We start from the raw sequence: 25,854 nt of genomic DNA, 5'->3' as shown, positions 1-25,854 counted from the left end.
GGCGGTGGTCCCTCCGAGCGTCGGTTCTCCCCTTCCACGGTAGGCGGGTGCGTTCCGGAGTGCCCGTCGGCCGGTCCGGAGGGGACGCTCCGGACCGGCCGGCCGGTCAGGCCCTGCGGGCGTGGAGGGTGTGGGCGCCGAGGGCGAGCGGGCTGTGGCCGACCAGGACGAGGCCGCATTCCTCGAACAGGCGGGCGTAGTGGTCGGCGGTCCGCTCGCGGCCGCCGGTGTTGCACATCATGTGGAGGTCCCAGGCGGTGGCGAGCGAGGAACCGCCGTCCGCCGGCAGGAGGCGCTCGACGACCAGGAGGTCCGCGTGCCGGGGCATGGCGGCGGAGCAGGAGGCCAGGATGCTCCGGCAGCGGTCGTCGTCCCAGTCGTGCAGGACACGGGAGAGCACATAGACGTCACCCCCGTCGGGGACGTCCGCGAAGTCGCCCGCGTGGTAGGCGCACCGCTCCCCGACCCCGGTGCCGGCCAGGTGGTCGCGGGCCGCGGCGAGGACCTGGGGGCGTTCGAGGAGGACCCCGCGCAGCGCGGGGTGGTCGGTGAGGATGCGGCCGAGGAGCTCCCCGGTGCCGCCCGCGATGTCGACGACCGTACGGGGGCGCCCGGGGGAGGCCGCGGCGGCGGCGAGCACCGGGTGGGCGGGGAGGGCGTCGAAGATCGGGGCGCTCGACACCATGGACTGGTCGAACAGCGCGGCGAGTTCGGGGTCGGCGGCGAAGTGGTCGAAGTGGTTCTCGCCGAAGAAGTGGTCGAAGGCGGGCAGACCGCTGCGCACGGTGTGGGTGAGGTGGGCGAAGGACTGGTAGAAGGGCCCGCCGTACATCAGGGCCAGGGGCCGCATCGAGCCCGGGGTCTCCGCGGCGAGGAGGGCGCCGACACCGGTGAGGCGGTAGCCGTCCGGGCCTTCGGTGACCACGTCCAGCATGGCGAGGTACCGCAGCAGGGTGGCCAGGCTCTCCGGATGGGCGTCGACGGCTCGGGCCAGCTCGTGGACCCCGGCTCCGGTGTGGCGGCTCATGGCCTCCGGCAGCCGCAGCCGCGCACACGCGGTGAGGGCCTGGGTGGTCCAGGCGCCGGTGAGCAGCCGCAGCAGTGATTCCGCCGCCTGCGGATCACCGGGGTGCCGGGGCGCGGACGCCGCGGTGAACGGCTCGGCGAGGTGCTCGGCCAGTACGTCACGGTGGTCGCCCCGCGCGTACAACTCCACCCTCCTGTAAGGGGTCTTGGTGCCGACGGGCGCCGTGAAGTAGAAGACGGTGCCGTCCTCGTGCGGGTTGTAGCCGCCGCCGTCGGCGGTCGCTCCGTGCCGCGCGAACCCCGCCAGCAGACCGCGCAGCACCAGCGGGTCGGGGTGCGCGACGTCGAAGGCCAGATGCGCCTCGCGGTCCAGTCGGCGTTCCTCCTCGGCGATGCCCCGCAGCGCCGATCCCGGGGGCACGGTCAGCGCGAACACCTCGACCGCCCGGTGCTCGCCCCCGGGGCCGCGGACCGTGGGGCGGAGAATCCTTACGTCAAGATCCGCGGGGTTGCGGTGATGGCGCGCGGCGAGGCGGTCGCGGACGACGACGCTGGGCTGCGCGGACACCTCCGGGGACAGCCCGCAGGCGGCCAACTGCGCCCGCAGGGAGTGCTCGTCGGTCGGGAAGACGAGCACGGCGGCGTGCGCGAAGGCGCAGCGGTCCGTGAGGGCCCGCAGGTCGGGGCCGTCGAGGCCGGGCAGCACCCGGGAGAGCAGGACGGAGGTGTCCTGGTCCCGTACGAAGGCGGCCGTCGCGCCGAGCCGGTCGGCGTCGGTGTTGGAGTCGACCGCCGTCGCCGTGGGCGCGGGGATGCCGGTCGCGGGCATGGGCAGGGGCATGGTGGAGGGACGTGGGGAGTGCATCGCCTGTCCGTGGTCGGGGGAGGGGGAGAGGGAGAAGTGAGAAGGGGGAAGGGGGAAGGGGGAAGGGGGAAGGGAGAGAGAGCTGGGAGAAGTGAAGTGCGCTCCAGCGCAACTGAGGTGATAGATCGTCAGATGCCGACGTAGTTCTCGGCGAACCAGTCCTGCTGGGTCGGCGAGTCGCGCAGCGCGGCGATCCGCGACCGGCGCATGCGCTCCTGGAAGGGCGAGGACCCCTCGGGGCCCGGGACCTCGTGCAGGAGGCCGATCATCCAGTGCGAGAACTCCTGCGCGCGCCAGATGCGGGCCAGGCACCGGTCCGAGTAGCGGTCGAGTGCCGCCCGGTCACCGCCGGTCAGCGCCGCGGTCAGGGCGTGGGCCAGGAGCTCCGCCTCGAGGACCGCGAGGTTGGCGCCCTTGGCGGCGGACGGGCTGATCAGCGCGGCCGCGTCGCCGGCCAGGAACAGCGCGCCGTGGCGCAGCGGTTCGAGGACGTCGGACCGGAGGTCGACGACGGTGCGCTGGAGGAGCCGGCCACGGGTGAGGGGGCCGTACTCGGGCGCGCGCATGCGCCTGTCGAGCTCGTCCCAGACGCGTTCGTCGCTCCACGCGTCGGCCCGGGTTCCGGGCGCGCACTGCAGGTAGTAGCGGGTGACCTCGGCGGAGCGGGCCATGTGGCCGGCGAAGCCGCGCGGGTGGACCGCGTAGCCCACGGCGTCCAGGCTCGGCGGGGCCTCGGCGAGCAGGCCCAGCCAGGACACCCCGTGGTCGCGGCGGTAGTGGCGGACGGAGCCGGGCGGCAGCGAGCGCCGGCCCGCCCCGTGGCGCCCGTCGCAGGCGGCGACGTACCGCGCCCGCCACCGCCCCGGACGCCCGTCGGGTTCCCGTACGGTCACCGAGGGGTCCGGGCCGTCGGCGTCGGACACGGCGAGCGCCTCGGTGTCGAAGCGGATCCGTCCGCCGGCGCCGAGGAACCGTGCCAGCAGGTCGGCGACCAGTTCGTGCTGGGGGTAGACGGTGTGCGGCTCCTTGTCGCCGAGCCGCCCGTAGTCGAGGCGGAAGCGCCCGTCCTCGGTGCGGAACTCGCAGACCCGGTGCTCCTGTCCGTGCCGGCGCAGGCCGTCGTCCAGCCCGTTGCGGGCCAGGATCCGCACGGTGTTCGGCGCGAGGAAGCCCGCCCGCTGCCGGTGGCGGAGGTCGTCGCGTCCGGAGCGTTCCAGGACGGCGCAGTCGATGCCGGCGCGGAGGAGGAGGTTGCCCAGCACCAGTCCGGCCGGACCGGCTCCGAGGATCACCACATCGGCCGATTCGGCGGCGGGCCGGGCGTACTGACTGTCTGTCACAACGAGGGATCCTAAGCACCCGGAAGAACCAAGATCGTCAGGATTCACCTGAATGCAGCAAAGCATGAGAAAAGGATTCTTCCGGGACTTCTTCGCGCGGGCGGCGTCCGAACGGCCGACGCGTGGCGGACGGTCGCCGACCGTAGAAGCGGAGCGCCTAGCTCCGATCAGGGAGCCGCGTGGTAGTAGCGCACGCAGGCGCGGACCATCCCGTCCGGGGCGATGGTGAACACGTCGACGAAGCGGTGGCCCGCGGGGGCGGGCCCGGACGGCGCCGGTGCCGGGACCCGGCGGCCCGTGGCGATCACCGTCCGGTCCCGCGCCAGCAGGTGCTCCAGCTCGTGGCGGGCCGCCGGCGGCACGTGCCCCGCGTGCGCCCGTACCGCCGCGCTGCGACCCCGGGCCGGCGGCAGCCCCGGAAGCTCGAAGACCACGGCGTCGTGCAGCAGCGACGCGCAGCCGTCCAGATCGCCCGCGTCGAGGTAGTCGTAGACCAGCCGCACGTGGTCGATCCCCGCGGCGGTCACCAGATCCACCGCCCCCGTCCCGTCGGCCCACACGGTCCCCGTGTCGGCCCCCGTCCCGTCGGCCCACACGGTCCCCGTGTCGTCATGGCTGTTCAACGGTGCAAACCCCCTTCACTCTCGCTCCAGGATTCTGCGGCGCCTCCCCAACTCCTCGTTATCGCCTGCCTATCCCCGGCCGAGATCTTCACGGCATGGACAGGTGGGGAAGAGATGTGGAGACTGTCCTCACTTGAGCCTGACATCCCGGCGTGGTCCGGTCTGGTCCTGGCGTGTCGATTCTTCTGGGTGGGTGGGGGATCAGTGGCTGCTGCCGCCGGTGGGTTAGCGGACGAGGGCGTGCAGGGCGGGCCGCGCCTGACCTTCCGGGTGCTGGGGCCGCTCCAGGTCCAGGGGGTCGCCGGGCCGCTGCGCGTCCCGCCGGGCCGGCAGGAGGTGATCCTCGCCGCGCTGCTCCTGGAGAGCAACCGGGTGGTGAGCACCAGCCAGCTCGTGGACCTCATCTGGGAGGACAACCCGCCGGAGACCGCCCGCACCCAGGTGCAGATCTGCGTGTCCCGGCTGCGCAAGCTGCTCGCCGGGGCCGAGGGCGAGGTCACCCTGGTCACCAGGCCCCCGGGATACGTGCTGCACACCGGTGCCGGGAACGTCGACGCCGCCCTCTTCACCGGCCTCGTCCAGCGTGCCCGCGCGCTGCGCGAGAGCGGCGAGGCAGAGGAGGCCGTCGGCCTGCTGAGATCCGCCGTCACCCTCTGGCAGGGCGAATGCCTCACCGGGCTCGACAGCGGCCCGCTCGCCAACAAGGCTCGCCAGCTCAACGAGGAACGGCTCGCCGCCGTCGAACTCCGCATCCGCATCGAGCTCGAACTCGGCCGCCACGACCGGCTCGTGGGCGAGCTCCAGCGCCTCACCCACGAGCACCCGCTCCGCGAGAAGCTGCACGGGCAGCTCATCCAGGCCCTCTACTGGTCCGGACGCCAGGCCGAGGCCCTCGAAGCCTTCCGCACCGCCCGCCGCTACCTCGCCGAGGAGCTCGGCCTCGAACCCGGCCGCGAACTCCGCGAGCTCGAAGCGGCCATCCTCGCGGGCGAACTCCCGCCGCCGAACGCCGCCGCACCGCACGCCGCCGCGAGACCCGCGGGGGCCTCCGGGCCCGCCGCCCCGGGCGCGAGACCCGACGGACCGGCACCCGAGGCACGCGCGGAGCGGTCCCCGAAGCCCGCCGAGACACCCGCGCCCGCCACCGCTGAAACGATTCGCCAGGACACCGTCCCCCACCAGCTGCCCGCCGACATCGCCGACTTCGTCGCCGACGGACAACGCCTCGCCGCCCTGGAGAACGCCCTCGCCGGCGGCGAAGGACGCCGCACCGTCCCGCTCGCCGCGATCACCGGCAAGCCCGGGACCGGCAAGTCCACCCTCGCCGTGCACGTCGCCCACGCCCTCGCCGAGACCGGCTTCCCCGACGGACAGCTCTACTGCGACCTGCGCGGCACCACCGGAGCCCCCGCCACCCCCGTGGAAGTCCTCGGACGCTTCCTGCGCGCCCTCGGCATCCCCGGCCAGCTCATCCCCGAATCCCTCGACGAGCGCGCCGAGATGTACCGCACCCGGCTCGCCTCCCGCCGCGTCCTCGTCGTCCTCGACGACGCCGCCGGAGAGGGCCAGGTCCTCCCGCTGCTCCCCGGCAGCCGGGGCTGCGCCGTCCTCGTCACCAGCCGCGCCCGCCTCACCGCGCTCCCCGGCGCCCACCGCGTCGAGCTCGACGTGCTCGACGAGGACCGCGCGCTGGAGCTGCTCTCCCGCATCATCGGGGAGGAACGCGTCACCGGCGAGGCGGTCGCCGCCGAAGCCCTCGTCCGCACCGTCGGGCGGCTCCCGCTCGCCCTGCGCATCGTCGCCGCCCGCCTCGCCGCCCGGCCCCACTGGACCCTCGCCTCCATGGTCCACCGGCTCGCCAACGAACGGCACCGACTTGACGAACTCGCCCACGGCGAGATGACCATGCGCGCCAGCCTCTCCCTCACCTACGAAGGACTCGCCCCGAGCGACCGCGGACTGCTGCGGCTGCTCAGCATGGCCCAGGCGCCCACCCTGCCGAGCTGGCTCGCCGGCGCCCTCCTCGACGACCGTCGGCCCTTCCCCTCGGACCTCCTCGAACCCCTCGTCGACGTCCAGATGCTCGACGTCGCGGGCATGGAGACCGGAGGCTTCCGCTACCGCTTCCACGAGATCATCCGCGTGTACGCCCGCGAACAGCTCGCCGTCCAGCACCCGCCCGAGGAGCGCAAGGCCGCCTTCGCCCGCATGGCCGGCGGCTGGATGCACCTCGCCCAGCAGGCCCACCGCAAGGTGTACGGGGGCGACTTCACCGTCCTGCACGGCGACGCGCCCCGCTGGGAGCCCCCGGCCGCCTACACCGACGAGGCGCTCGCCGACCCGCTCGCCTGGCTCGACGCCGAACAGGGCGCCCTCTGCGGGATGGTCGAGCACGCCGCCGAGGAGGGCCTGCACGACCTCAGCTGGGACCTCGCCACCTCGCTCGTCACCCTCTTCGAGGTGCGCGGCCACTACGACCTCTGGGAGCGGACCCACCAGATCGCCCTCGCCGCCGTCCGCAAGGCCGGAAACCTGCGCGGCACCGCAGCGATCCGGGCATCCCTCGGCTCGCTCTACATGAGCCGCAACCAGTACGACACCGCCCGCCAGGCCCTGAACTCGGCCCTCGACGTCTTCCAGGCCCTCGACGAGCCCATGGGCGAGGCGCTCTGCCGCCGCGACATGGCGCTGATCGCGCGCAGCGGCGGCGACGACACCACGGCACTGGAGCTCTACGGACGTTCCCTCGCCGACTTCGACCGGGCCGGCGACGTCGTCGGCCGCGCGATCGTCCTCACCCAGAGCGCCCACATCCGCATGCGCCAGGGCGAGACCGACACCGCACAGCGACAGCTCGACGAGGCACTCGACATCTACGAGGGCATCGGTTACGCGGGCGGCCGGGCACGCACCCTGCGGCGCGTCGGCCAGCTCCTCCTCGAACAGGGCCGGAGCGACCTGGCGGTCCTCACCTTCACCGACGTGCTCGAACTCTGCCGGGACTCCGGCGACGTCATCGGGGAAGGGCACCTGCTGCGGGACCTCGGCCACGCGTTCACCGTCATGGGACGGCCGGACCGGGCCCGGGACTTCTTCGACCGCGCCGTGTCGGCGCGGGAGCAGATCATGGATTTTAGCGGGGGCGCTCTCGCGCGCCTGGATCTCGCACGGCTCCTGACGACCGAACCGGGGCGCTCACGGGAGCTGCTCACTCCGGCGGTCGAGGTCTTCCGGGACCGTCGGATGGCCCGGGAGCTCACGGAGGCGGAGCGACTGCTCGGCGCCTGCTGAGGGGCGGCACCCCCCCCGTCGTACGGGGTCAGTCCCAGGGGTTGTTCTCGTTGCAGGTCGGGGTGCCGGTGCCCGTGCCACCGGTGCCCGTGCCCGTGGTGCCGGTGCCGGCCGGGTCGCAGACCGGCGGGGTGGTGACGCTCGCCGTGGCGGAGGTGCCCGGGGTGCCCGTCGCCGGGACCGGCTCGTCGGCCCAGCTGGTCTGGAGGCCGGCCCCCGTCACCAGGACGATCAGCGCGGAGGTGACGGCGGCGCGGAGGGCGGTACGGGTGGCGGCGGCGGTCTTCGACATCGGATTCTCCGTCTCGGTCGGGCTCGTTCGGGGCTGGCGTTTCCTTCTGGACACCAACTTAGGAACGGGCGGATTCACCGCACCGGCCCCGGCCTTATCACCCCGCTATCACCGCACCCCGACCCCTATCACGGCCCCCGGCACCCCTATCCCGGGTCCCCCCGCGCTATCACCGGCCACCGCCGGGACGCCCGGCTCGCCCCCGATGCCGGTTAGCGGCGGGATGCCCCACGGATAGGCCGGTTCGGAGGATGGTTCCCAGCAACCGGCGAGGCCCCCGGAAGCGGTCCTGACCAGGCCGCCTCCCGGCCCTCGCCGCCACTTGACCAGCGGGAGCTCTCCATGACGACCGGTCTCTCCCCCGAGGGCACGCCCACGGCCACCGCCGCTCTGGGCACCCTCATCCGCGGACACCGCCTCCGCATCGGCCTCACCCAGCGCGAACTGGCCGACCTCTCCACCATCAGCGTCCGCGCCATCCGCGACCTGGAGAAGGGCAAGGCCCTGCGGCCCCGCGCCGACACGATCCGGCTGATAGCCGACGCCCTCCGCCTCGGCCCCCGGGCCCGCACCGCCCTGGAGGAGTCCGTCTCCCGCGGCCACCAGGGCGGCGCCGGCCGGCACCTCCTGCCCGAACGCTGCGCCCCGCCCGTCCCCCTGCACCCGCTGATCGGCCGCGAGGCCGAGGCCCTGATCCTCGCCGAGGAGCTCCACTCCGGGGCGGAGCGGCTCGTCACCGTCGTGGGCCTGAGCGGCGTCGGCAAGAGCCGGCTCGCCCTGGAGGCAGCCGCCCGCCTGCACGAGAGCGGCCTCCCCGTCCTCTGGCACACCGCCCCCGGTGCCGTCACCGACTGCCTCCCCGCCGACGAGACCCCGCTCGCCGACCTCGTCACGGACTGCGTCGCCTATCTCCAGGGAGCGGGCGCCCCCGGCGCCCACGCCGCTGCCGCACGGCCCCACGGAGCCCTGCCGCACGCCCGGCCCGGCCAGTCCGCCGCGTACACCTCGTACGCCGCGACCGGCCCGCAGGACCCGCACGGCCCGCAGGACCCGCACGGCCCGCAGGACCCGCAGGACCCGCACGGCCCCGCCCACGGGCAGAGACCCGGCGGCGGCACCGCCTCCACAGGTGATCTGCCGCCCGCCGCCCTCGCCGCCGCACTCGGCGACCGCGACGTGCTCCTGGTCCTCGACGGCGTCGACCCCGCCCGGCTCGACTTCGCCCGCCTCACCCGGCTCCGCCGCGAACTCCCCGGCCTGCGCCTCCTCCTCACGTCCGACACCCCCTGGAACGTCCCCGGCGAGCGCCTCTTCCTCCTCGCCCCCCTGGACGCCCCCCTCCCGGCCGGCCCCGCGGTCCCCGGCGCCGGCGCGGACGCCCCCGCCGTACGCTTCCTCCTCGCCCGGCTCCGCCGGGTGCGGCCCGAACTCCTCCCCGACGAGCAGACCCTGGCCCACACCGCCTGGATCGCCCACCGCCTCGACGGACACCCCCGCGCGCTCGCCGCCGCGGCCTCCTGGCTCAGCGTCTGCGACCTGCCCACCCTGCGCGGCATCGTCGAGACCGACCCCGCCGCCGTCCTCGACCACCTCGCCGACGGGCACAGCGGCTCCCGCCTCCGCGACCGCGTCGCCCGCACCCTCGACGCCCTCCCGCCGGAGCAGCGGCAGCTCCTCACCGCCCTCTGCGCCGCCCAGGACGCCTCCGCCGCGCCGGACTTCGGGCTCGACGACGTCGTACGGCTCACCGGCAGGCCCCTCCCGGACGGCGGCCGCATGGTCCGCGCCCTGCTCATCGGCGGTGTCATCCGGCCCAGCACCGACCACGGCCGCTCCGGCTTCCGGGTGCTGTGCGTCGTCCGCGCCGCCCTGGCCCCGGCCGGCGGGCCCTGCGCCCCGGCGGCGGACGCCCCCGCCGCTGCCCCCGCCCCTGCCGCCTGACTGCCGCCGCGCCGCCGATCCGCTGCCGTACCGCCGGATCAACTGCCGCTCGCGGGGCCCGCGCACGGGTTGTATGGCCACTGCCCGGCCGCCGAACGCGGCGGCCGCCCGCGCCGTGTCCCCGCAGTCCCCGCAGCCCCCGCAGGCCACCGACCCCGGTCACCCACCAGGAGCCCCCATGCCGTTCGACAAGCCCGTCGCCTCCGCACCGGCCGCCGTCCGGTTGCCGCTCTCGGTAGCCCAGCGGGACATCTGGACGGCCCACCTCCTCGACCCCACCGGCGTCAAGTACAACGTCGGCGAATGCCGGGAGATCCAGGGCCCGGTCGACCCGGAGCTGATGGCGGCGGCGTGGCGGCGCCTGGTCGACGAGGCCGACTTCCTCCGGGTACGGGGCTTCGAGGACGACGGCGAGCAGGTCTGGCAGCTCCTCGACGCCGACGCCGGCGACCGCACCCTCGCCTTCACCGACCTCAGCGGCGCCGCCGACCCCGAGCGGGCGGCCTGGCAGCTGATCGACGCGCTGATCGGCACGCCCTTCGACCTCACCGGCGAAGCCCCGGTCAGGTGCGCGCTGATCAAGCTCGCGGAGGACCGCTTCTTCTACTTCTACGGCTTCCACCACCTGGTCGTCGACGGCGTCGGCGTCTCCATGGCCCTGGCCCGCCTCGTCGAGCTGTACGAGCGGGCCGTCGCGGGCGAGCCGTGGGGCGACACCCCGTTCGGCGGCCTGGCCGACCTGCTCGCCGAGGACGCCGCCTACCGGGCCTCCGAGGAGGCCGCCGCCGACCGGGCCGCCTGGCGCACCCACCTGGCCGACGCCCCCGAGGCGCCCGCAGGACTCGTCCGGGGCCGGGACCGGGCACCGTCCGCGCACGGCGGACTGCCCTTCGCCCGCCGCAGCGTCCCCGTCACGGCGGCCGACGCGGAACGCCTGCGGACCGTCGCCCGCGCCGCCCGCGTCTCCTGGTCCGTGCTCCTCGTGACGCTCTTCGCCGCCTACCTCCAGCGGGTCACCGGCCGCCAGGAGCTGATGATCGCCCTGCCCGTCACCGGCCGCACCACCCGGGCCGCCCGCAGCACCCCCGGCATGATGTCGAACATCGTGCCGCTGCGCCTCCGGGTCCGCCCGGAGGACCGCGTCGCCGACCTGGTGCGCACGGTGTCCGCCGAGGTGAAGCACGGCCTGCGCCACCAGCGGACCCGGTACGAGGACCTCGGCCGCGAGGCCGGCGTCATCGACGGCACCCGCCGCCTCGCCACGCCGGTCCTCAACATCATGGGCTTCCACGCCGAACTGACCGTCTGCGGCCACCCGACCGTCAACCACAACGTCAGCAACGGCCCCGTCGACGACCTCAGCGTCGCCGTCCTCGACCTCGGCCCCGCCCACGGCCTCCGCATCGACTTCGACACCCCCGTCCAGGACGTCGACCCGGCCCTCGTCACCGCCCACCAGGACCGCTTCACCGCCTTCGTGACCCGCTTCCTGGCGGAGAGCGAGGGCAGCGCGGCGGACGTGGAGGGCGCGGGCAGCGCCGCCGCGCCCCCGAGCCCCACCGTGGCCGGACTCCCGCTCCTCGGCGACGACGAGCGCGAGCTCCTCACCGGCGCCTGGGCCGGACCCGTCGGGCCGCCGGTGGAGACGACGCTCGTCGCACGCTTCGAGGAGCAGGTACGGCTCCACGCCGACCGCCCCGCGCTGACCGACGTCGCCGGCACCGTCACGTACGCCGAACTCAACGCCTCCGCCAACCACCTCGCCCGCGAGCTGCGCGACGGCGGTCTCGGGCGCGGCGCCATGGCCGGCATCCTGCTGGACCGCGGCATCCCCTTCGCCACCGCCCTCCTCGCCGTCCTCAAGACCGGCGCGGGACACGTCCTGCTCGACCCCGACTTCCCCGAGGAGCGGCTCCGCTCGGCCGCGACCGACGCGGGCATCACCCACCTCGTCAGCACCCCGGACCTCGCCGCCCGCGCCCAGGGCCCCTGGACCGTCGCCCACGCCGGGCGACGCCCCGGCCCGGACGCCGTCGCCGACGACCTGGGCGTGCCGATCAGTCCCGACGACCCCGCCTGCCTCATGTTCACCTCGGGCTCGACCGGCCGCCCCAAGGCCATCCTGTCCTCGCACCGGAACCTCGTCGCCACCCTCATCGGCCAGCCGTACCTCCCCACCGGACCCGACGAGGTCTACCTCCAGTGCTCGCCGGTCTCCTGGGACGCCTTCAGCCTGGAGTTCTGGGGCCCGCTCCTGCACGGCGGCTCCGCCGTCCTCCAGCCCGGCCAGAAGCCCGAACCGGCCCTCGTCACCGAGCTGTCCCGCCGCCACGGCGTCACCACGCTCCTGCTCTCCGCCACGCTCTTCAACTTCCTCGTCGACGAGCACCCCGAGGCCTTCGAGACCGTCACCACCGCCTTCACCGTCGGCGAGGCCGCCTCCCCGGTCCACGTCCACAAACTGCAGCGGCTCAGGCCGGAGACCGCGGTCCTCAACGGCTACGGCCCCGCCGAGGTGATGATCTTCGCCACGACCCACCTCGTCGCACCCGCCGAGCACCCGCATCCGTCGATCCCCGTCGGCACCCCCCTCGTCAACAAGCCCGCCTACGTCCTCGACGCCCGCCTCGACCTCTGCCCGCCCGGCGTCACGGGCGAGCTGTACGTCGCGGGCGACGGCCTCGCCCACGGCTACCTCGGCCGGCCCCGACCTCACGGCCAGCCCGCTTCGTCCCCGGACCCGATCGGCACCACCCCCGGCGGCCGGCTCTACCGCACGGGCGACGTGGCCCGCTTCGACGCCGACGGCAGGATCGTCTACGAGGGCCGGGCCGACGACCAGATCAAGATCCGCGGCTTCCGCATCGAGCCCGGCGAGACCGAGGCCGCCCTCCTCTCCCACCCGCAGGTCACCCAGGCCGTCGTCACCGTCCACGAACACCGGCTGGCCGCCTACCTCGTGACCGACGGCACGGACGCCCCCGATCCGGCCGAGCTCCGGCGAGCACGTCGCCGAGCGGCTCCCCGAGCACCTGGTCCCCACCCACGTCACCGTCCTCGACCGGCTTCCCGTCACGCCCCAACGGCAAGATCGACAAGCGCGCCCTGCCCGCCCCCGCCGCCCTCCTGACCACGCGCGCGCGCCCCGCGCGACCCGGACCGAGGAGATCCTGACCCGACCTGTACGCCCGCACCCTCGACAAGGACCCGGGCACGATCGGCATCGACGACGACTTCTTCGCCCTGGGCGGTCACTCCCTGCTGGCGGCCCGGCTGACGAACCGCATCGCGGAGGCGCTGGGCGTGCGGCTCACGATCCGGGACGTCTTCGGGCGGCCGACGGTGGCGGGGCTCGCGGAGCTGATCACGGAGCGCGGTGGGGAGACGGCGGGCACGACGGCCCTCCCGGCACCGGTGCCGGGAGAGGGCGACGGCGAGCTGGTCCCCGCGTCGTACGCGCAGAAGCGGCTGTGGCTGCTGTCGCAGCTGGACGGCGGGAGCGCCGCGTACAACGTGCCGACGGTCGTGCGCTCTCGACGGCCCCGGCTGGACGCCGCCGTGCTGGAGGCCGCGCTGAACGACGTGGTGGAGCGGCACGCTCCGCTGCGGACGGTGTTCGAGGCGGTGGACGGGGAGCCGTTCCAGCGGGTCCTGCCCGCGGGGCGGGCGCGGCTGACGATCGAGCGGCGGGCCGTGGAGGCCGAGGCCGGCGGACTGGACGCCGGGCTCGCCGAGGCGGCCGGGCGGGTCTTCGACCTCGGGTCCGAGATCCCGGTGCGGGCCACGCTCTTCCGGCTCGACGACGACTCGGCGGTCCTGGCGCTGGTCCTGCACCACATCGCGACCGACGGCCTGTCGAACGGGGTGTTCTTCGCGGATCTGGAGCGGGCGTACGCCGCTCGTGCGGCGGGTGAGGGTGCTCCGGTCCTGGACCCGCTGACCGTGCGGTACGCGGACTACGCGGCCTGGCAGCGGCGGGTCCTCGGTGCGGCCGACGAGCCCGAGAGCCCGCTCGGCACCGAACTGGCCTTCTGGCGCGAGAACCTGGCCGGGCCTCCCCGAGGGGCACGGACTCGCGCTCGACCACCCGCGGCCGGTCGCGCGCCTCGCACCGGGGCGGGACAGGTCGCGCTCGACCTGGGCTCCCGACCTCTTCGAGCGGGCGAAGGAGCTCGCGGTGGCGGAGGGGTGCACGCCGTTCATGGTGGTGCACGCGGCTCTGGTGGCGGCGTTGTCGCGGCTGGGGGCGGGGGCGGATCTGGCGATCGGTTCGCCGGTGGCGGGCCGGAGTCACGAGGCGTTGAACGATCTGGTCGGGTTCTTCGTGAACACGCTGGTGCTGCGCACGGACAGTTCGGGCGATCCGACGTTCCGCGAACTCCTCGGCCGGGTCCGGGCTGCCGATCTGGATGCCTTCGCCCACCAGGAGGCTCCCTTCGACCTGGTCCTGGAGGCCCTCAACCCGACCCGGACCCTGTCCCGGCACCCCCTCTTCCAGATCTGCCTGACCCTGGAGAGCGGTGCCGACGCCGCCAAGCCCCTCGTGCTCCCCGGACTCGTGCCGGCGCCCATGGAGAAGATCACCAGCGGCTCCGCCAAGTTCGACCTGGAGTTCTTCCTCCGCTCCGATGACGAGCGCGGCCTGCGCGCCACCGTCCTCTTCGCCGCCGACCTCTTCGACGAGGAGTCGGTCCGGCGCATCACCTCCGTCCTCGGCCGGGTCCTCCACCACGCCCTCACCGAGCCCGGCGCCCCTCTCTCCGGCCTGGAGGTTCTGGCGCCGGAGGAGCGGGAGTCGCTGACCGGTCCGTGGGCCGGGGTGAGGGCTGTGGGGGTCGGTGAGGGTTCGCTGGTGGGGCGGTTCGAGGGGCAGGTGGCGCGGGTTCCGGAGCGGACGGCGCTGGTGGACGGTGAGCGGAAGGTCTCGTACGCCGAGCTGAACGTCTCCGCGAACCGTCTGGCCCGGCACCTGGCCGAACAGGGCCTCGGGCGGGGCGACATGGCGGGTGTGCTGCTCGACCGCGGCGCCGACTTCGCCATCGCCGTCCTCGCGGTCACGAAGACCGGCGCCGGGTACACGCTCCTCGACCCCGGAGTTCCCCGACGAGCGCCTGCGTGCCGCCGCCGTCGACGCGGGCATCGGCCTGCTCGTCACGGACGCGGACCGTGCCGCCGCCGGGCGGGTGGACGGACCGTGGGAGACCGTCGTCTGCGCACCCGACGAACTGGCCGAACTCCCGGGGGAGAACCTGGGCACGGCGCCGACCGGTGACGACGTGGCCTGCGTGATGTTCACGTCGGGATCGACCGGCCGGCCGAAGGGGATCCTGTCGTCGCACCGGAACCTGGTGTCGACGGTGAGTGGTCAGTCGTACGGTCGGTTCGGTGCGGGGGAGGTGTTCCTGCAGTGCTCGCCGGTGTCGTGGGACGCGTTCAGCCTCGAGTTCTGGGGTGCGTTGCTGCACGGCGGGACGACGGTGTTGCAGCCGGGGCAGCGGCCGGAGCCGGTGCTGATCGACGCGTTGTCGCGCCGGCACGGGGTGACGATGCTCCAGTTGTCGGCGAGCCTGTTCAACTTCCTCGTCGACGAGCACCCCGGTGCCTTCGACACGGTCACGGTCGCGTTCACCGGCGGCGAAGCCGCCTCCCCGGCGCACGTGCGCAAGCTCCAGCGGCTGAAGCCGGGTATCGAGGTCGTCAACGGCTACGGCCCGGCCGAGTCGATGGGCTTCACGACCACGCACGCCCTGGACGACGGGGACGCGGAGGAGACGGTCGTCCCCGATCGGAACGCCCGCTGGTCAACAAGGGCGCCTACGTCCTGGACCGGTACCTGAACCTGTGCCCGCCCGGTGTGACCGGTGAGCTGTACCTGAGCGGCGACGGCCTCGCCCACGGCTACCTCGGCCGGCCCGGAACTCACGGCCACCCGCTTCGTCCCCGACCCCTACGGCCCGCCGGGGACCCGGCTCTACCGCACCGGCGACCTCGTCCGCTTCGACCGGGACGGCAGGCTGGTGTACGAGGGCCGGGCCGACGACCAGATCAAGATCCGGGGATTCCGCGTGGAGCCCGGCGAGACCGAGGCCGCCCTCCTCACCCATCCGCAGGTCACCCAGGCCGTGGTGACGGTGCATCAGGAACGGCTGGCCGCCTACCTCGTGGTGGAGGGGGAGGGTCTGGCTCCGGAGGACGTCCGGCGGCACGTCGCCGACCGGCTGCCCGAGCACCTGGTCCCCAGCCACGTCACCGTGCTGGACCGACTGCCCCTGACGCCCAACGGCAAGATCGACAAGCGGGCCCTGCCCGCCCCCGCCGCCCTCTCCAGCGGCGGACGCGCCCCCCGTACCCCGCTCGAAGAGACCGTCCTCGGCCTCTTCGCCCGCACCCTCGACACCACCGCCCCCCTCACCATCGACGACGACTTCTTCCACCACGGCGGCCACTCCCTCCTCGGCGCCCGCCTCACCAACCACATCGCCGGAGCCCTCGACGTACGGCTCACCGTCCGCGACGTCTTCCAGCACCCCACCGCGGCCCGGCTCGCCGCCCACATCGACTCCCTCAGGACCGCTCCGGCCCGGAAGGCGCGCCCCGCCCTCCGCCGCCGCAACGACACGGAACGGATCAGCTCATGAGCACCCATGCCACCCCCGCCTTCACCCCCGCGCCCGAGGACGTCGTCTGGGACCTGCCCGGCGACGCCCCGCACCGGCTGTCCCTGCTGGTCCTGCCGCACGCCGGCGGCAACGCCCACGCCTACAGCGCCTGGCGCGAGCACCTGCCGGCCGACGTCCGGCTGCTCATCGGCCAGTACCCGGGCCGCGGCGCCCGCTACTGCGAGGACCTGCCCGGCTCCGTCGACGACCTCGCCCTCCCGGTCGTGGCCGCCCTCCCCGGCGACACCGGACCGCTGGTCGTCCTCGGGCACAGCATGGGCTCGCTCGTCGCCTTCGAGGTGGTCCGGGCGCTCCAGGCCGCCGGCCGCACCCCGCTCGGCCTCGTCGCCTCCGCCTGCCGGGCGCCGGTCCTGCCCAACCAGGCCCCGGTCCACCCCGAGCGGCTCGACGACGACGAGCTGGTCGCCTCCATCAAGGAGCGCGGCGGCACCGACGACGGCATCCTCGACGACCCGGAGCTCCGCGAGATCGTCCTCCCGTCCATCCGCGCCGACTTCGCCATCGACGACGCCTACCAGTGCACCGCCCCCGACGTGCGGCTCGCCTGCCCGGTCGCCGTCTTCGGCGGCGACGTCGACCCGATCGTGCCGGTCGGCCTGCTCGACGGCTGGGCGCTCGTCGCCGGGAACGAGGTCGTGCCCGAGGTCCTGCCCGGCGACCACTTCTACTTCCAGCAGGACCTGGCCGGCTTCTTCGCCCGACTCAACCCGGCCCTGGACTCCTTCCGGAGCGCGCCCGCCACCGCCGTCTGATCCCGCCCGTCGGCCTCGTCTGCCTCGTCTGCCTCGTCGACCTCGTCGGCCCCGGCCGACGCGAGCTGCCCGAGCCTCCCGAGCTCCCCGAGCCTCCCGAGCTCCCCGATCCCCCTGAGCTCACCGATCCCCCGATCTTCCCCGAACCCGGTGCGGCGGCCCGGTACGCCCGCCCCCGCCCGTACCCGTGAAGCAGAGGAACCCCGCCATGACCACCTTCGCCCCGAACCCGGCCACCACCGAGCCCGGCCTCGGCGACTCCGGCATCACCGTCGTCCGCGAGCCCGGCAAGCCCGCACTCGTCCAGGTCCCGCGCCACGGCACGATGGCCGAGGCCGCCGCCTGGCTCACCGCCCGGCGCGCCGACATCCAGGCCGAGCTGCACCGCTCCGGCGCCGTCATGCTCCGCGGCCTGCCCGTCACCGACGCGGGGAGCTTCGCGGAGGCCCGGGACGCGCTGATCGCCACCCGCGCCGGATACAAGGAGAAGGCCACCCCGCGCACCGACTTCGGCGAGGGCGTCTTCTCCTCCACCGACCTGCCGGCCATCCAGCCGATCCGCCTCCACAACGAGAACAGCTACACCCTGGACTTCCCGGGCGTCCTCCTCTTCGGCTGCGTCACCGCCCCCGAGACCGGCGGCGCCACCACCGTCGGCGACATGCGGCGCGCCCTCGCGCTCCTCCCGGAGGAGCTCGTCGCCCGCTTCACCGAGGCCGGCTGGCTCCTCGTCCGCAACTACTCCGACCTCGCGGGCATGCCCTGGCGCAAGGCCTTCTCCTCGGAGGAGCCGGCCGGCGCCGAGGAGTACTGCGACGAGCACGCCATCGGTTACGAATGGCTCGACGAGGACACCCTGCGCACCCGCCAGCTCCGCTCCGCCGTCATCACCCACCCGGTCACCGGCGAGCGCGTCTGGTTCAACCACTTCGCCTTCTGGAACGCCCGCAGCCTCGACGAGGACGTCCGCGAGGTCCTCACCGAGACCTTCGGCGCCGACGGCCTGCCCTTCGACACCCGCCTCGGCGACGGCACCGCCCTCACCGACGCCGAGGTCGACGCCATCAACGACGCCTACCAGGCCGTCACCGTCCGCGAGACCTGGCAGGACGGCGACCTGATGCTCGTCGACAACATCCTCTGCGCGCACGGCCGCGAGGCGTACACCGGCGCCCGCAAGATCCTCGTCGCCATGGGCGAGCCGGTACCGCTCGCCGACTGCGGTCCGACCGTCGCCCCCTCCGCCACCCCGTACGGAATGTGAGCCCCGCCATGACCGCCGTCCTCCCCGAGCCCGCCACCCTCGCCGCGCCCTCCGACGGGCCCTCCGTCACCCTGCCGTCCGTCCCGGCCCTCGGGCCCGCCGACTGCTCCTGCGCCGCCTGCGCCGCGGGCACCGGCCACGCCGACCTCCTCGCCCGGCTCGCCACCGCCCCCGGCGACCGTACGGCGGTGGTCGCCGCCGACCGCAGCCTCAGCTTCGACGAACTGCGCGCCGAGGCCGCCGCCGTCGCCGCCCGCCTCACCGCCCTCGGCGCCGGACCCGAGAGCGTCGTCGCCCTCTGCCTGCCGCGCGGCGCCGGACTCGTCACCGCGATCATCGGCACGCTCACCGCAGGCGCCGCCTACCTGCCGGTCGACCCGGCGCTCCCGGCCGACCGCCGCCGCTACCTCCTGGAGGACTCCGGCGCCGACCTGGTGGTCCTCGACGCCGCGGGCCGGTCCCCGGCGCCCGGCGCCCGCTCCGTCACCCTCGCCGAGCTGACGGCGGCCACCGCCACCGACGCCCCGTACCGTCCGGCGCCCGTGACCGCGAGCACCCTCGCCTACGTCATCTACACCTCCGGCTCCACCGGCCGCCCCAAGGGCGTCGAGATCGGCCGCGGCGCCGCCTCGCTGCTCCTCGCCGAGCTCGAGGGCGTCGGCGCCGCCACCGGCGAGGCCCGCCGCGTCGGCTGGAACGCCTCCCCGTCCTTCGACGCCTCCGTACAGCAGTGGGTACGGCTCTGCCGGGGCGACACCCTCGTCATGATCGACGAGGAGACCCGTCGCGACCCCTCCCTGCTGGCCGCCTTCATCGACGCGCAGGGCCTCACCGACCTCGACATCACCCCCTCCCACGCCGACCCGCTGCTCGACCTGCTCACCCCCGACGGCGGCCCCCGCCCGCTGACCCTGCTCGTCGGCGGCGAGGCCATCAGCCCCGCCCTGTGGGACCGCCTGGCCGCCGCCCACGGCTCCGGCCTGCTGCGCGCCCTCAACGTGTACGGGCCGACCGAGACCACCGTCGACGCCACCGCCGGCTGGATCGACCGGCCCGGCGAGCCGCACATCGGCAGCGTCCTGCCCGGCCTGCGGATGCGCCTCCTCGACGAGCGGCTGAACCCGGTCGCCGAGGGCGAGGCGGGCGAGCTGTACCTCGCCGGCCCGCGGGTGGCCCGCGGCTACCGCAACCGGCCCGTCCTCACGGCCGAGCGCTTCCTCGCCGACCCCGCCGCCGACGCGGCGCCCGGCGACCGCGTGTACCGCACCGGCGACCGCTGCCGCCTCCTCCCGGACGGCCGGCTCGCCTACCTCGGCCGCGCCGACGGCCAGATCAAGCTGCGCGGCCACCGCATCGAACTCCCCGAGATCGAGGCGGCCCTCACCCGCCAGGACGGCGTCGCCGAAGCCGCCGTCGTCCTCGGCGAGGACGCCTCGGGCAGCCCGGCGCTCATCGCCTACCACCGTGGCGGCGACCCCGAGGTCCTCCGCACCGGCCTCGCTGCCGCGCTCCCCGCGTACATGCTCCCCGCGGCCCTCGTCCCGGTGGAGCGCTTCGCCACCACCCCCAGCGGCAAGCTGGACCGCTCCGCCCTGCCGACCCGCGTCGAGGCGGCCGCCGCCCCGGAGGACACCGGCTCCGCCGCGGGCCTGGAAGGCCGTGCCGAGGAGCTCATCGGCCGGGTGTGGAAGGAGGTCCTCGGCGCCGCCTCCATCGGCCCCGACGACAACTTCTTCAAGCTCGGCGGACACTCCCTGCTCGCCATCAAGCTGGTCTCCCGGGTCCGCGCCGAACTCTCCGTCGCCCTGCCGGTCAAGGCCGTCTACGCCCACCCCCGGCTGCGGGACCTCGCCGCCCACATCGAGGAACTGACGGCCGCGCGGGGACGCCTGACCGTCGGCCCGCCCGGCGACGCCCGGCCCCCGCGCCACCGGCCCACCCCACCCGTACCGCCATCCACGAGGAGCAGCACCGTGATCCCCCTGTCCTACGCCCAGCGTCGTCTGTGGTTCCTGAACCGTCTGGAGGGTTCGTCGGCGGCCTACAACGCGCCGGTGGTCCTGCGGCTCGCCGGTCGCCCGGTCGTCGCCGTGGTCGAGGCGGCGCTGCGGGACGTGGTGGAGCGGCACGAGGTGCTGCGGACGGTGTATCCGGCCGTGGACGGCGAGCCGTACCAGGAGATCACGGCCGATCCGGCGGTACCCGTACAGGTCGTGCCGTGCGCGGCCGACGAGGTGGAGGAGCGGGCGACCGCGTTCGCCCGCCTCCCCCTCGACATCACGGGTGAACCGCCCCTGCGCGCCGCCCTCTTCGAGGTCGACGACGACAGCGCCGTCCTGGTGCTGTCCGTGCACCACATCGCCACCGACGGCTGGTCCGTGGGCTGCCTCCTCCGCGACCTCGACACCGCGTACACGGCCCGGGCCGAGGGCCGGGCCCCGGAGTGGGAGCCGCTGCCCGTCCAGTACGCCGACTACGCCCTCTGGCAGCACGACATGCTCGGCGACCCCGCCGACCCCGACAGCACCGCCCACGAGCAGCTCGCCCACTGGCGCGCGGCGCTGGCCGGCATCCCCGACGAGACGCGGCTGCCCGCCGACCGTCCCCGCACCGCCGAACCCGCCCACACCGGCGCCGCGGTGACGGCGGAGCTCGACGCCCGCGTCCACCGTGCGCTCGCCGGCGTGGCGAAGGAGCAGCGGGCCAGCTTCTTCATGGTCGTCCGGGCGGCGCTGGCCCTGGCGCTGCGGGCCGCGGGCGCCGGATCCGACCTCGTCGTCGGCACGCCCGTCGCCGGCCGGCCCGAGGAGGACCTGCACGAGCTGGTCGGCTTCTTCGTCAACACGCTCGCGCTGCGCACCGACCTGTCCGGCGACCCCACCCTCGGGGAGCTGCTCGGCCGGGTCCGGGACGCCGACCTGGCCGCCTTCGCCCACGAGGACCTGCCCTTCGACCTCCTCGTCGAGGACCTCAACCCCGAGCGCGCGCTGGGCCGCCACCCCTTCTTCCAGGTCATGGTCAGCGCCGCCCGGAGCCGGCAGGAGAAGGACCTCGCACTCGGCGGCATCCCCGCCACCCTCGTGGAAGCCGACCTGGCCACCGCCAAGTTCGACCTCAGCTTCCACTGCCTGGAGCGGAGCGACGCCACCGGAGACCCCGGCGGCCTCACGCTCCTGCTCCAGTACGCCACCGAGCGGTACGACGAGACCACCGCCCGCCTCCTCCTCGACCTCTTCGGGCGCGCGCTCACCGCGTTCGCCGAGCGGCCGGAGCACACCCGGCTGAGCGACATCGCCCTGCCGACGGAGGACGAGCACACCGGACTCGACCGCCGCCACCGGGCCCTGGCCGACGCCGCCACCGCGGCGCGGGCCGGGGCGGAGGCCGAAGCGCGGGCCGGGACCCGCGGGACGCGGGGCGGCGCGGGCGGCCGGGCCAAGACCCCGGGCACCCGGACGGCCGATCCGCGGGAGGAGATCCTGCGGGGTCTGTTCGCGGAGGTGCTGGGGCGGGAGGAGGTGTCGGAGGGGGACAACTTCTTCAAGCTGGGCGGGCATTCGCTGCTCGCGGGGAAGCTGACCAACCGGGTACGGGGTGCGCTCGGTCTCCAGGCGTCGATCAAGGACGTGTTCCTGGCGCCGACGCCGGGGCAGTTGCTGCGGCGGCTCGACGAGAAGGGCGGCGGCCCTGCCCGGCCCGCGCTCGTCGCCGTACCGGAGGCCCTGCGCCCGGCCCGCATCCCGCTCTCCTACGCCCAGCGTCGTCTGTGGTTCCTGAACCGTCTGGAGGGTTCGTCGGCGGCCTACAACGCGCCGGTGGTCCTGCGGCTCGCCGGTCGCCCGGTCGTCGCGGTGGTCGAGGCGGCGCTGCGGGACGTGGTGGAGCGGCACGAGGTGCTGCGGACGGTGTATCCGGCCGTGGACGGCGAGCCGTACCAGGAGATCACGGCCGATCCGGCGGTGCCGGTGGAGGTCGTCGCCCTCGCCGCGGACGAGATCGACACCCGGGTGACCGAGTTCGCGCGGACCCCGATCGACATCAGCCGCGAACTCCCCCTGCGGGTGGCCCTCTTCGAGAGCTCGGATCAGGAGCCGGGTGAGGGCCCGGGCTCCGGCGAGGGCGCGGCCCGGGGTTCCCAGGGTTCCCAGGGTTCCCAGGGTTCCCAGGGTGGTGGAAGCGTCCTGGTGCTGTCCGTCCACCACATCGCCACCGACGGCTGGTCCCTCGCCGGGCTCCTGGACGACCTGGACACCGCGTACACGGCCCGGGCCGAGGGCCGGGCCCCGGAGTGGGAGCCGCTGCCCGTCCAGTACACCGACTACACCCTCTGGCAGCGTGAGCTCCTCGACGGCGAACACGGCCTCAAGGAAACGCAGTTGGCGTACTGGCGGCAGGCGCTGGACGGCATCCCCGGCGAGACCCGGCTGCCCGCCGACCGGCCCAGGCCCACCGAGCCCAGCGACCGGGGCGCCCTCGTCACGGACGCGCTCGACGCCACCGTCCACCGGGCGCTGGCCGGGGTGGCGAAGGAGCAGCGGGCGACCTTCTTCATGGTCGTCCGGGCGGCGCTGGCCCTGGCGCTGCGGGCCGCGGGCGCCGGATCCGACCTCGTCGTCGGCACGCCCGTCGCCGGCCGGTCGGAGGAGGTCCTGGACGAGCTGGTCGGCTTCTTCGTCAACACGCTCGCGCTGCGCACCGACCTGTCCGGCGACCCCACCCTCGGCGAACTGGTCCGGCGGGTCCGGGACGCCGACCTGGCCGCCTTCGCCCACGACGACCTGCCCTTCGACCTCCTCGTCGAGGACCTCAACCCCGAGCGCGCGCTGGGCCGCCACCCCTTCTTCCAGGTCATGGTCAGCGCGCAGGACGCCCAGGGCGCCGACGGGGCCGGCGCGGTCACCCTCGGCGGGATCACAGGCAGGCTCGACGGCGCGGACCTCGGCAGCGCCAAGTTCGACCTCGCCTTCCACTGCGCCGGCACCCAGGACGCCGACGGCGACGCCGGACCGCTGCACATCGGGCTCCAGTACGCCACCGACCTCTACGACGAGACCACCGCCCGGCTCCTGCTCGGGCTCTTCCACCGCGCCCTCGCCGCCCTGGCCCGGGAGGACGCGGCCACGCCGCTGAGCGCGGTGCCGTGGGCGAACGACGAGGAGCGGCGGGCCCTCGACTCGCGGCACGAGGCCCTCGCCCGGGCCGCCGCCACGGCCCGGCGCTCGGGCGACGGGCGGCGGGGGAGCGGAGCCGGGAAGACGGCGGCGTCGGCGACCGTCACCGCCGATCCGCGGGAGGAGATCCTGCGGGGTCTGTTCGCGGAGGTGCTGGGGCGGGAGGAGGTGTCGGAGGGGGACAACTTCTTCAAGCTGGGCGGGCATTCGCTGCTCGCGGGGAAGCTGACGAACCGGGTGCGGGGCGCCCTGGGACTGGACGCGTCGATCAAGGACGTGTTCCTGGCGCCGACGCCGGGGCAGTTGCTGCGGCGGCTCGACGAGAAGGGCGGCGGCCCTGTCCGGCCCGCGCTCGTCGCCGTACCGGAGGCCCTGCGCCCGGCCCGCATCCCCCTGTCGTACGCCCAGCGCCGCCTGTGGTTCGTCAACCGGCTCGAAGGGCCCTCCGCCACCTACAACATCCCCGTCGTCACCCGGCTGCACCGCCCCGTCGAGCCCGACCCGTTCGCCGCCGCCCTCGCCGACGTCGCCGCGCGCCACGAGGTGCTCCGCACGGTCTACCGGGTGGCGGACGGCGAGCCGTACCAGCTGGTGCTGGACGACGCCCGTCCCGTACTCGACCGGATCCTGGCCGCCGGGGACGCCGAGGTGCGGTCGGCCGTCGACGCCGCCGTCGGGCACGTCTTCGACCTCGCCGCCGAACTCCCCTTCCGCGCCACCCTCGTCACCGGCGACGACGGGCGGCAGACCCTGGTGCTGCTGACCCACCACATCGCCGGGGACGGCTGGTCCACGCCCTGCCTGCTCGCCGACCTGGACACCGCGTACACCGCCCGGGCCGAGGGCCGGGCCCCGGAGTGGGAGCCGCTGCCCGTCCAGTACACCGACTACACCCTCTGGCAGCACCAGCTCCTCGACGGCGCACACGGTCTGGCCGAGGCCCAGCTCGCCCACTGGCGCACCGCCCTCGCCGGGCTGCCGCCGCTGCTCGCCCTCCCCGCCGACCGGCCCCGCCCCCTGGAGAGCGACGGCTCCGGCGCCCTCACCGGCTTCGAGGTCTCCGCCGCCACCCACCGGGCCCTGCTCCGCTGCGCCCGCGCCCAGGGCGCCACCCTGTTCATGGTCGTCCAGGCCGCCCTCGCCGCCCTCCTCGGCCGGCACGGCGCCGGGACCGACGTGGCGCTCGGCACCACCGTCGCCGGACGCGCCGACGACGCCCTCCACCCGCTCGTCGGCTTCTTCGTCAACACGCTGGTCCTGCGCACCGACACCTCCGGCGACCCCGCCTTCACCGAGCTGGTCCGGCGGGTCCGCGAGGCCGGACTGGCCGCCTACAGCAACCAGGACCTGCCCTTCGACCGGCTCGTCGAGGACCTGAGCCCGCAGCGGTCCGCCGCGCACGCACCGCTGGTGCAGGTCATGCTCCAGGTCCACGCCGCCGCCACGCCGGCCGGACCCGCGGACGCGTCGGGCGTCGCCCGCCCGTCGGCGCTGGACGGCGAACCGGTCGGCTTCCGGGGGGACCGGTGCCAAGAGCGACCTCACCTTCGCGCTGACCGAGCGCGCCGACGCCGACGGCACGCCCGCCGGACTCGCCGGCGCCCTCGAATACGCCACCGCCCTCTACGACGCGGACACCGCCCGGCTGCTTGCCCGGCGCCTCGTCGAGACGCTCGACGCCTTCGCCGCCGACCCCGGACTCGCCCTGTCCGCACCGGAGTACGGCCCGCCCACGCCGCTCGGCGCCGGGACCGTCCTCGACGAGCGCGGACGCCGGGCGCCGGTGCGGGTGCCGGGCGAGGTGTACGAGCCGAACCCCGGCGGCGGGCTGCGTGCCACCGGCCGCAGGGCCTACGCCACCGCCGACGGCTCCCTCCGCGCGGTGGCGACCCTCACCGTCGGCGGATACCCGGTCGAGCCCGGTCGCGTGGAGGACGTCCTGCACGCCCACCCGGCCGTGACCGGAGCCGTCGTGGAGGTCCGCGACGACCGCCTGTACGCCGTCGTCACCCGGGCCGCCGGTGCGGGCGCCACCGAGGAGGAGCTGCGTGCCTGGGCCGCCGAGCGGCTGCCCGAGTACCTGGCGCCGGCCGGGGTGGAGATCGCCGGCCGTCCGGCCGCCGCGGCCGGGGAGTCCGGCCCCGCGGCGGGGGAGGAGCAGCTGCTCGGGCTCTTCCGGGAGGTGCTCGGCGGGCGGTCGCTCGGCAGCCACGACAACTTCTTCAAGAACGGCGGGCATTCGCTCCTCGCGGTCCGCCTCCTCAACCGCATCCGCCGTGAGTTCGGGCAGGACCTGACCCTCAGGGACGTCTTCCGCAACCCGACGGCCGCGTCCCTCGCCCGCCGCCTCGCCGCCACCGCGGCCGAGCCGGCCGACCCGGCCCCCGCCGACCCGACGGGCCGGGCCCCGAAGGCCCCCGAGCCCCCGAGGATCACGGTGCCCGCCCCGTCCCGCCCCGTCCCGCCCACCCCGGCCCTCAAGCGCCGCACCCGAGCGGGCAGCCGCCAGGGCCGCTGACCCGGGGCGTCCCCCCAGGGCCACCGACACGGCCGCCCATCCGCCCATCCGCCCATCCGCCCACCCACCCCTCCCGGACCCACGAGGTCCG

At 75.0% G+C, this 25,854-nt stretch carries 12 protein-coding genes and 4 pseudogenes; 12 read left to right on the top strand and 4 right to left on the bottom strand.

All coding sequences use genetic code 11. The features are described 5' to 3' along the window. Positions 1-106 precede the first annotated feature (106 nt). The 3 genes from ABD981_RS09560 to ABD981_RS09550 all read right to left on the bottom strand — a co-directional run bounded on the left by ABD981_RS09560 (position 107) and on the right by ABD981_RS09550 (position 3,854). The gene (locus tag ABD981_RS09560) at positions 107-1,891 is read right to left on the bottom strand and encodes a methyltransferase (protein WP_240495196.1); all 1,785 of its coding nucleotides are present in this window, start codon (positions 1,889-1,891) and stop codon (positions 107-109) included. A gap of 128 nt (positions 1,892-2,019) precedes the next feature. Beyond that, on the bottom strand, positions 2,020-3,231 hold the full coding sequence (locus ABD981_RS09555) for a 4-hydroxybenzoate 3-monooxygenase (RefSeq protein WP_382748554.1): 1,212 nt from the start codon (positions 3,229-3,231) through the stop codon (positions 2,020-2,022). A 167-nt stretch (positions 3,232-3,398) separates the two neighbouring features. After that, a complete protein-coding gene (locus ABD981_RS09550) occupies positions 3,399-3,854 on the bottom strand; it encodes a nuclear transport factor 2 family protein (protein WP_240495195.1) in 456 nt (151 codons plus the stop codon). A gap of 270 nt (positions 3,855-4,124) precedes the next feature. Between ABD981_RS09550 and ABD981_RS09545 the strand changes: the two genes are divergently transcribed. After that, positions 4,125-7,145, top strand: coding sequence for an AfsR/SARP family transcriptional regulator (locus ABD981_RS09545; RefSeq protein ID WP_046907635.1), 3,021 nt, complete (start codon positions 4,125-4,127; stop codon positions 7,143-7,145). Between the two features lie 28 nt (positions 7,146-7,173). On the opposite strand, the gene ABD981_RS09540 is transcribed toward ABD981_RS09545, so the two are convergent. After that, positions 7,174-7,437 (bottom strand): hypothetical protein, encoded by a 264-nt coding sequence (locus ABD981_RS09540; protein ID WP_046907607.1) that lies wholly within the window; start codon positions 7,435-7,437, stop codon positions 7,174-7,176. A gap of 342 nt (positions 7,438-7,779) precedes the next feature. On the opposite strand from ABD981_RS09540, the gene ABD981_RS09535 reads away from it, so the two are divergent. The 11 genes and pseudogenes from ABD981_RS09535 (at position 7,780) to ABD981_RS38785 (ending at position 25,763) form a co-directional block, all read left to right on the top strand. Then, positions 7,780-9,378: a helix-turn-helix domain-containing protein gene (locus tag ABD981_RS09535; protein WP_046907606.1), complete on the top strand. Its 1,599-nt coding sequence runs from the start codon at positions 7,780-7,782 to the stop codon at positions 9,376-9,378. A 178-nt stretch (positions 9,379-9,556) separates the two neighbouring features. Beyond that, on the top strand, positions 9,557-12,508 hold the full coding sequence (locus tag ABD981_RS09530; protein ID WP_345528722.1) for an amino acid adenylation domain-containing protein: 2,952 nt from the start codon (positions 9,557-9,559) through the stop codon (positions 12,506-12,508). A 50-nt stretch (positions 12,509-12,558) separates the two neighbouring features. Then, positions 12,559-13,371: pseudogene (locus tag ABD981_RS09525) on the top strand (condensation domain-containing protein); the annotation flags it as partial. Next, positions 13,364-14,425 (top strand): annotated as a pseudogene (locus ABD981_RS09520) (condensation domain-containing protein); the annotation flags it as partial. The pseudogenes ABD981_RS09525 and ABD981_RS09520, both read left to right, overlap by 8 nt. Further along, positions 14,385-15,215, top strand: coding sequence for an AMP-binding protein (locus ABD981_RS09515; protein ID WP_345528720.1), 831 nt, complete (start codon positions 14,385-14,387; stop codon positions 15,213-15,215). The pseudogene ABD981_RS09520 and the gene ABD981_RS09515, both read left to right, overlap by 41 nt. A 180-nt stretch (positions 15,216-15,395) precedes the next feature. Next, the gene (locus ABD981_RS09510; protein ID WP_345528718.1) at positions 15,396-16,016 is read left to right on the top strand and encodes a phosphopantetheine-binding protein; all 621 of its coding nucleotides are present in this window, start codon (positions 15,396-15,398) and stop codon (positions 16,014-16,016) included. Continuing rightward, positions 16,013-16,810: a thioesterase II family protein gene (locus ABD981_RS09505; RefSeq protein WP_046907604.1), complete on the top strand. Its 798-nt coding sequence runs from the start codon at positions 16,013-16,015 to the stop codon at positions 16,808-16,810. Before ABD981_RS09510 ends, ABD981_RS09505 begins: the two co-directional genes overlap by 4 nt. Before the next feature lie 208 nt (positions 16,811-17,018). Next, positions 17,019-18,074, top strand: a complete 1,056-nt coding sequence (locus ABD981_RS09500) for a TauD/TfdA family dioxygenase (RefSeq protein ID WP_046907603.1) — start codon at positions 17,019-17,021, stop codon at positions 18,072-18,074. Positions 18,075-18,082: 8 nt separating this feature from the next. Further along, a pseudogene (locus ABD981_RS38795) lies at positions 18,083-24,664 on the top strand (amino acid adenylation domain-containing protein); the annotation flags it as partial. Positions 24,665-25,028: 364 nt separating this feature from the next. Continuing rightward, positions 25,029-25,292 (top strand): annotated as a pseudogene (locus tag ABD981_RS38790) (long-chain fatty acid--CoA ligase); the annotation flags it as partial. A gap of 135 nt (positions 25,293-25,427) precedes the next feature. After that, positions 25,428-25,763 carry a phosphopantetheine-binding protein gene (locus ABD981_RS38785; RefSeq protein WP_425586396.1) on the top strand — a complete coding sequence of 112 codons (336 nt, stop codon included), beginning with the start codon at positions 25,428-25,430 and terminating at the stop codon, positions 25,761-25,763. Positions 25,764-25,854 lie beyond the last annotated feature (91 nt).

The sequence above is a fragment of the Streptomyces showdoensis genome (genome assembly GCF_039535475.1).
GTDB lineage: Bacteria > Actinomycetota > Actinomycetes > Streptomycetales > Streptomycetaceae > Streptomyces > Streptomyces showdoensis.
Note: the sequence above shows the minus strand (reverse complement) of the source record. Positions and strands in the feature narration are given on the sequence as shown.

Excerpts from the sequence above, each read along its gene's own strand:
- ABD981_RS09535 (WP_046907606.1), top strand. The coding sequence starts at position 7,780 with ATGACGACCGGTCTCTCCCCCGAGGGCACGCCCACGGCCACCGCCGCT.
- ABD981_RS09530 (WP_345528722.1), top strand. The coding sequence starts at position 9,557 with ATGCCGTTCGACAAGCCCGTCGCCTCCGCACCGGCCGCCGTCCGGTTG.
- ABD981_RS09540 (WP_046907607.1), bottom strand. The coding sequence starts at position 7,437 with ATGTCGAAGACCGCCGCCGCCACCCGTACCGCCCTCCGCGCCGCCGTC.
- ABD981_RS09500 (WP_046907603.1), top strand. The coding sequence starts at position 17,019 with ATGACCACCTTCGCCCCGAACCCGGCCACCACCGAGCCCGGCCTCGGC.
- ABD981_RS09505 (WP_046907604.1), top strand. The coding sequence starts at position 16,013 with ATGAGCACCCATGCCACCCCCGCCTTCACCCCCGCGCCCGAGGACGTC.
- ABD981_RS09560 (WP_240495196.1), bottom strand. The coding sequence starts at position 1,891 with ATGCACTCCCCACGTCCCTCCACCATGCCCCTGCCCATGCCCGCGACC.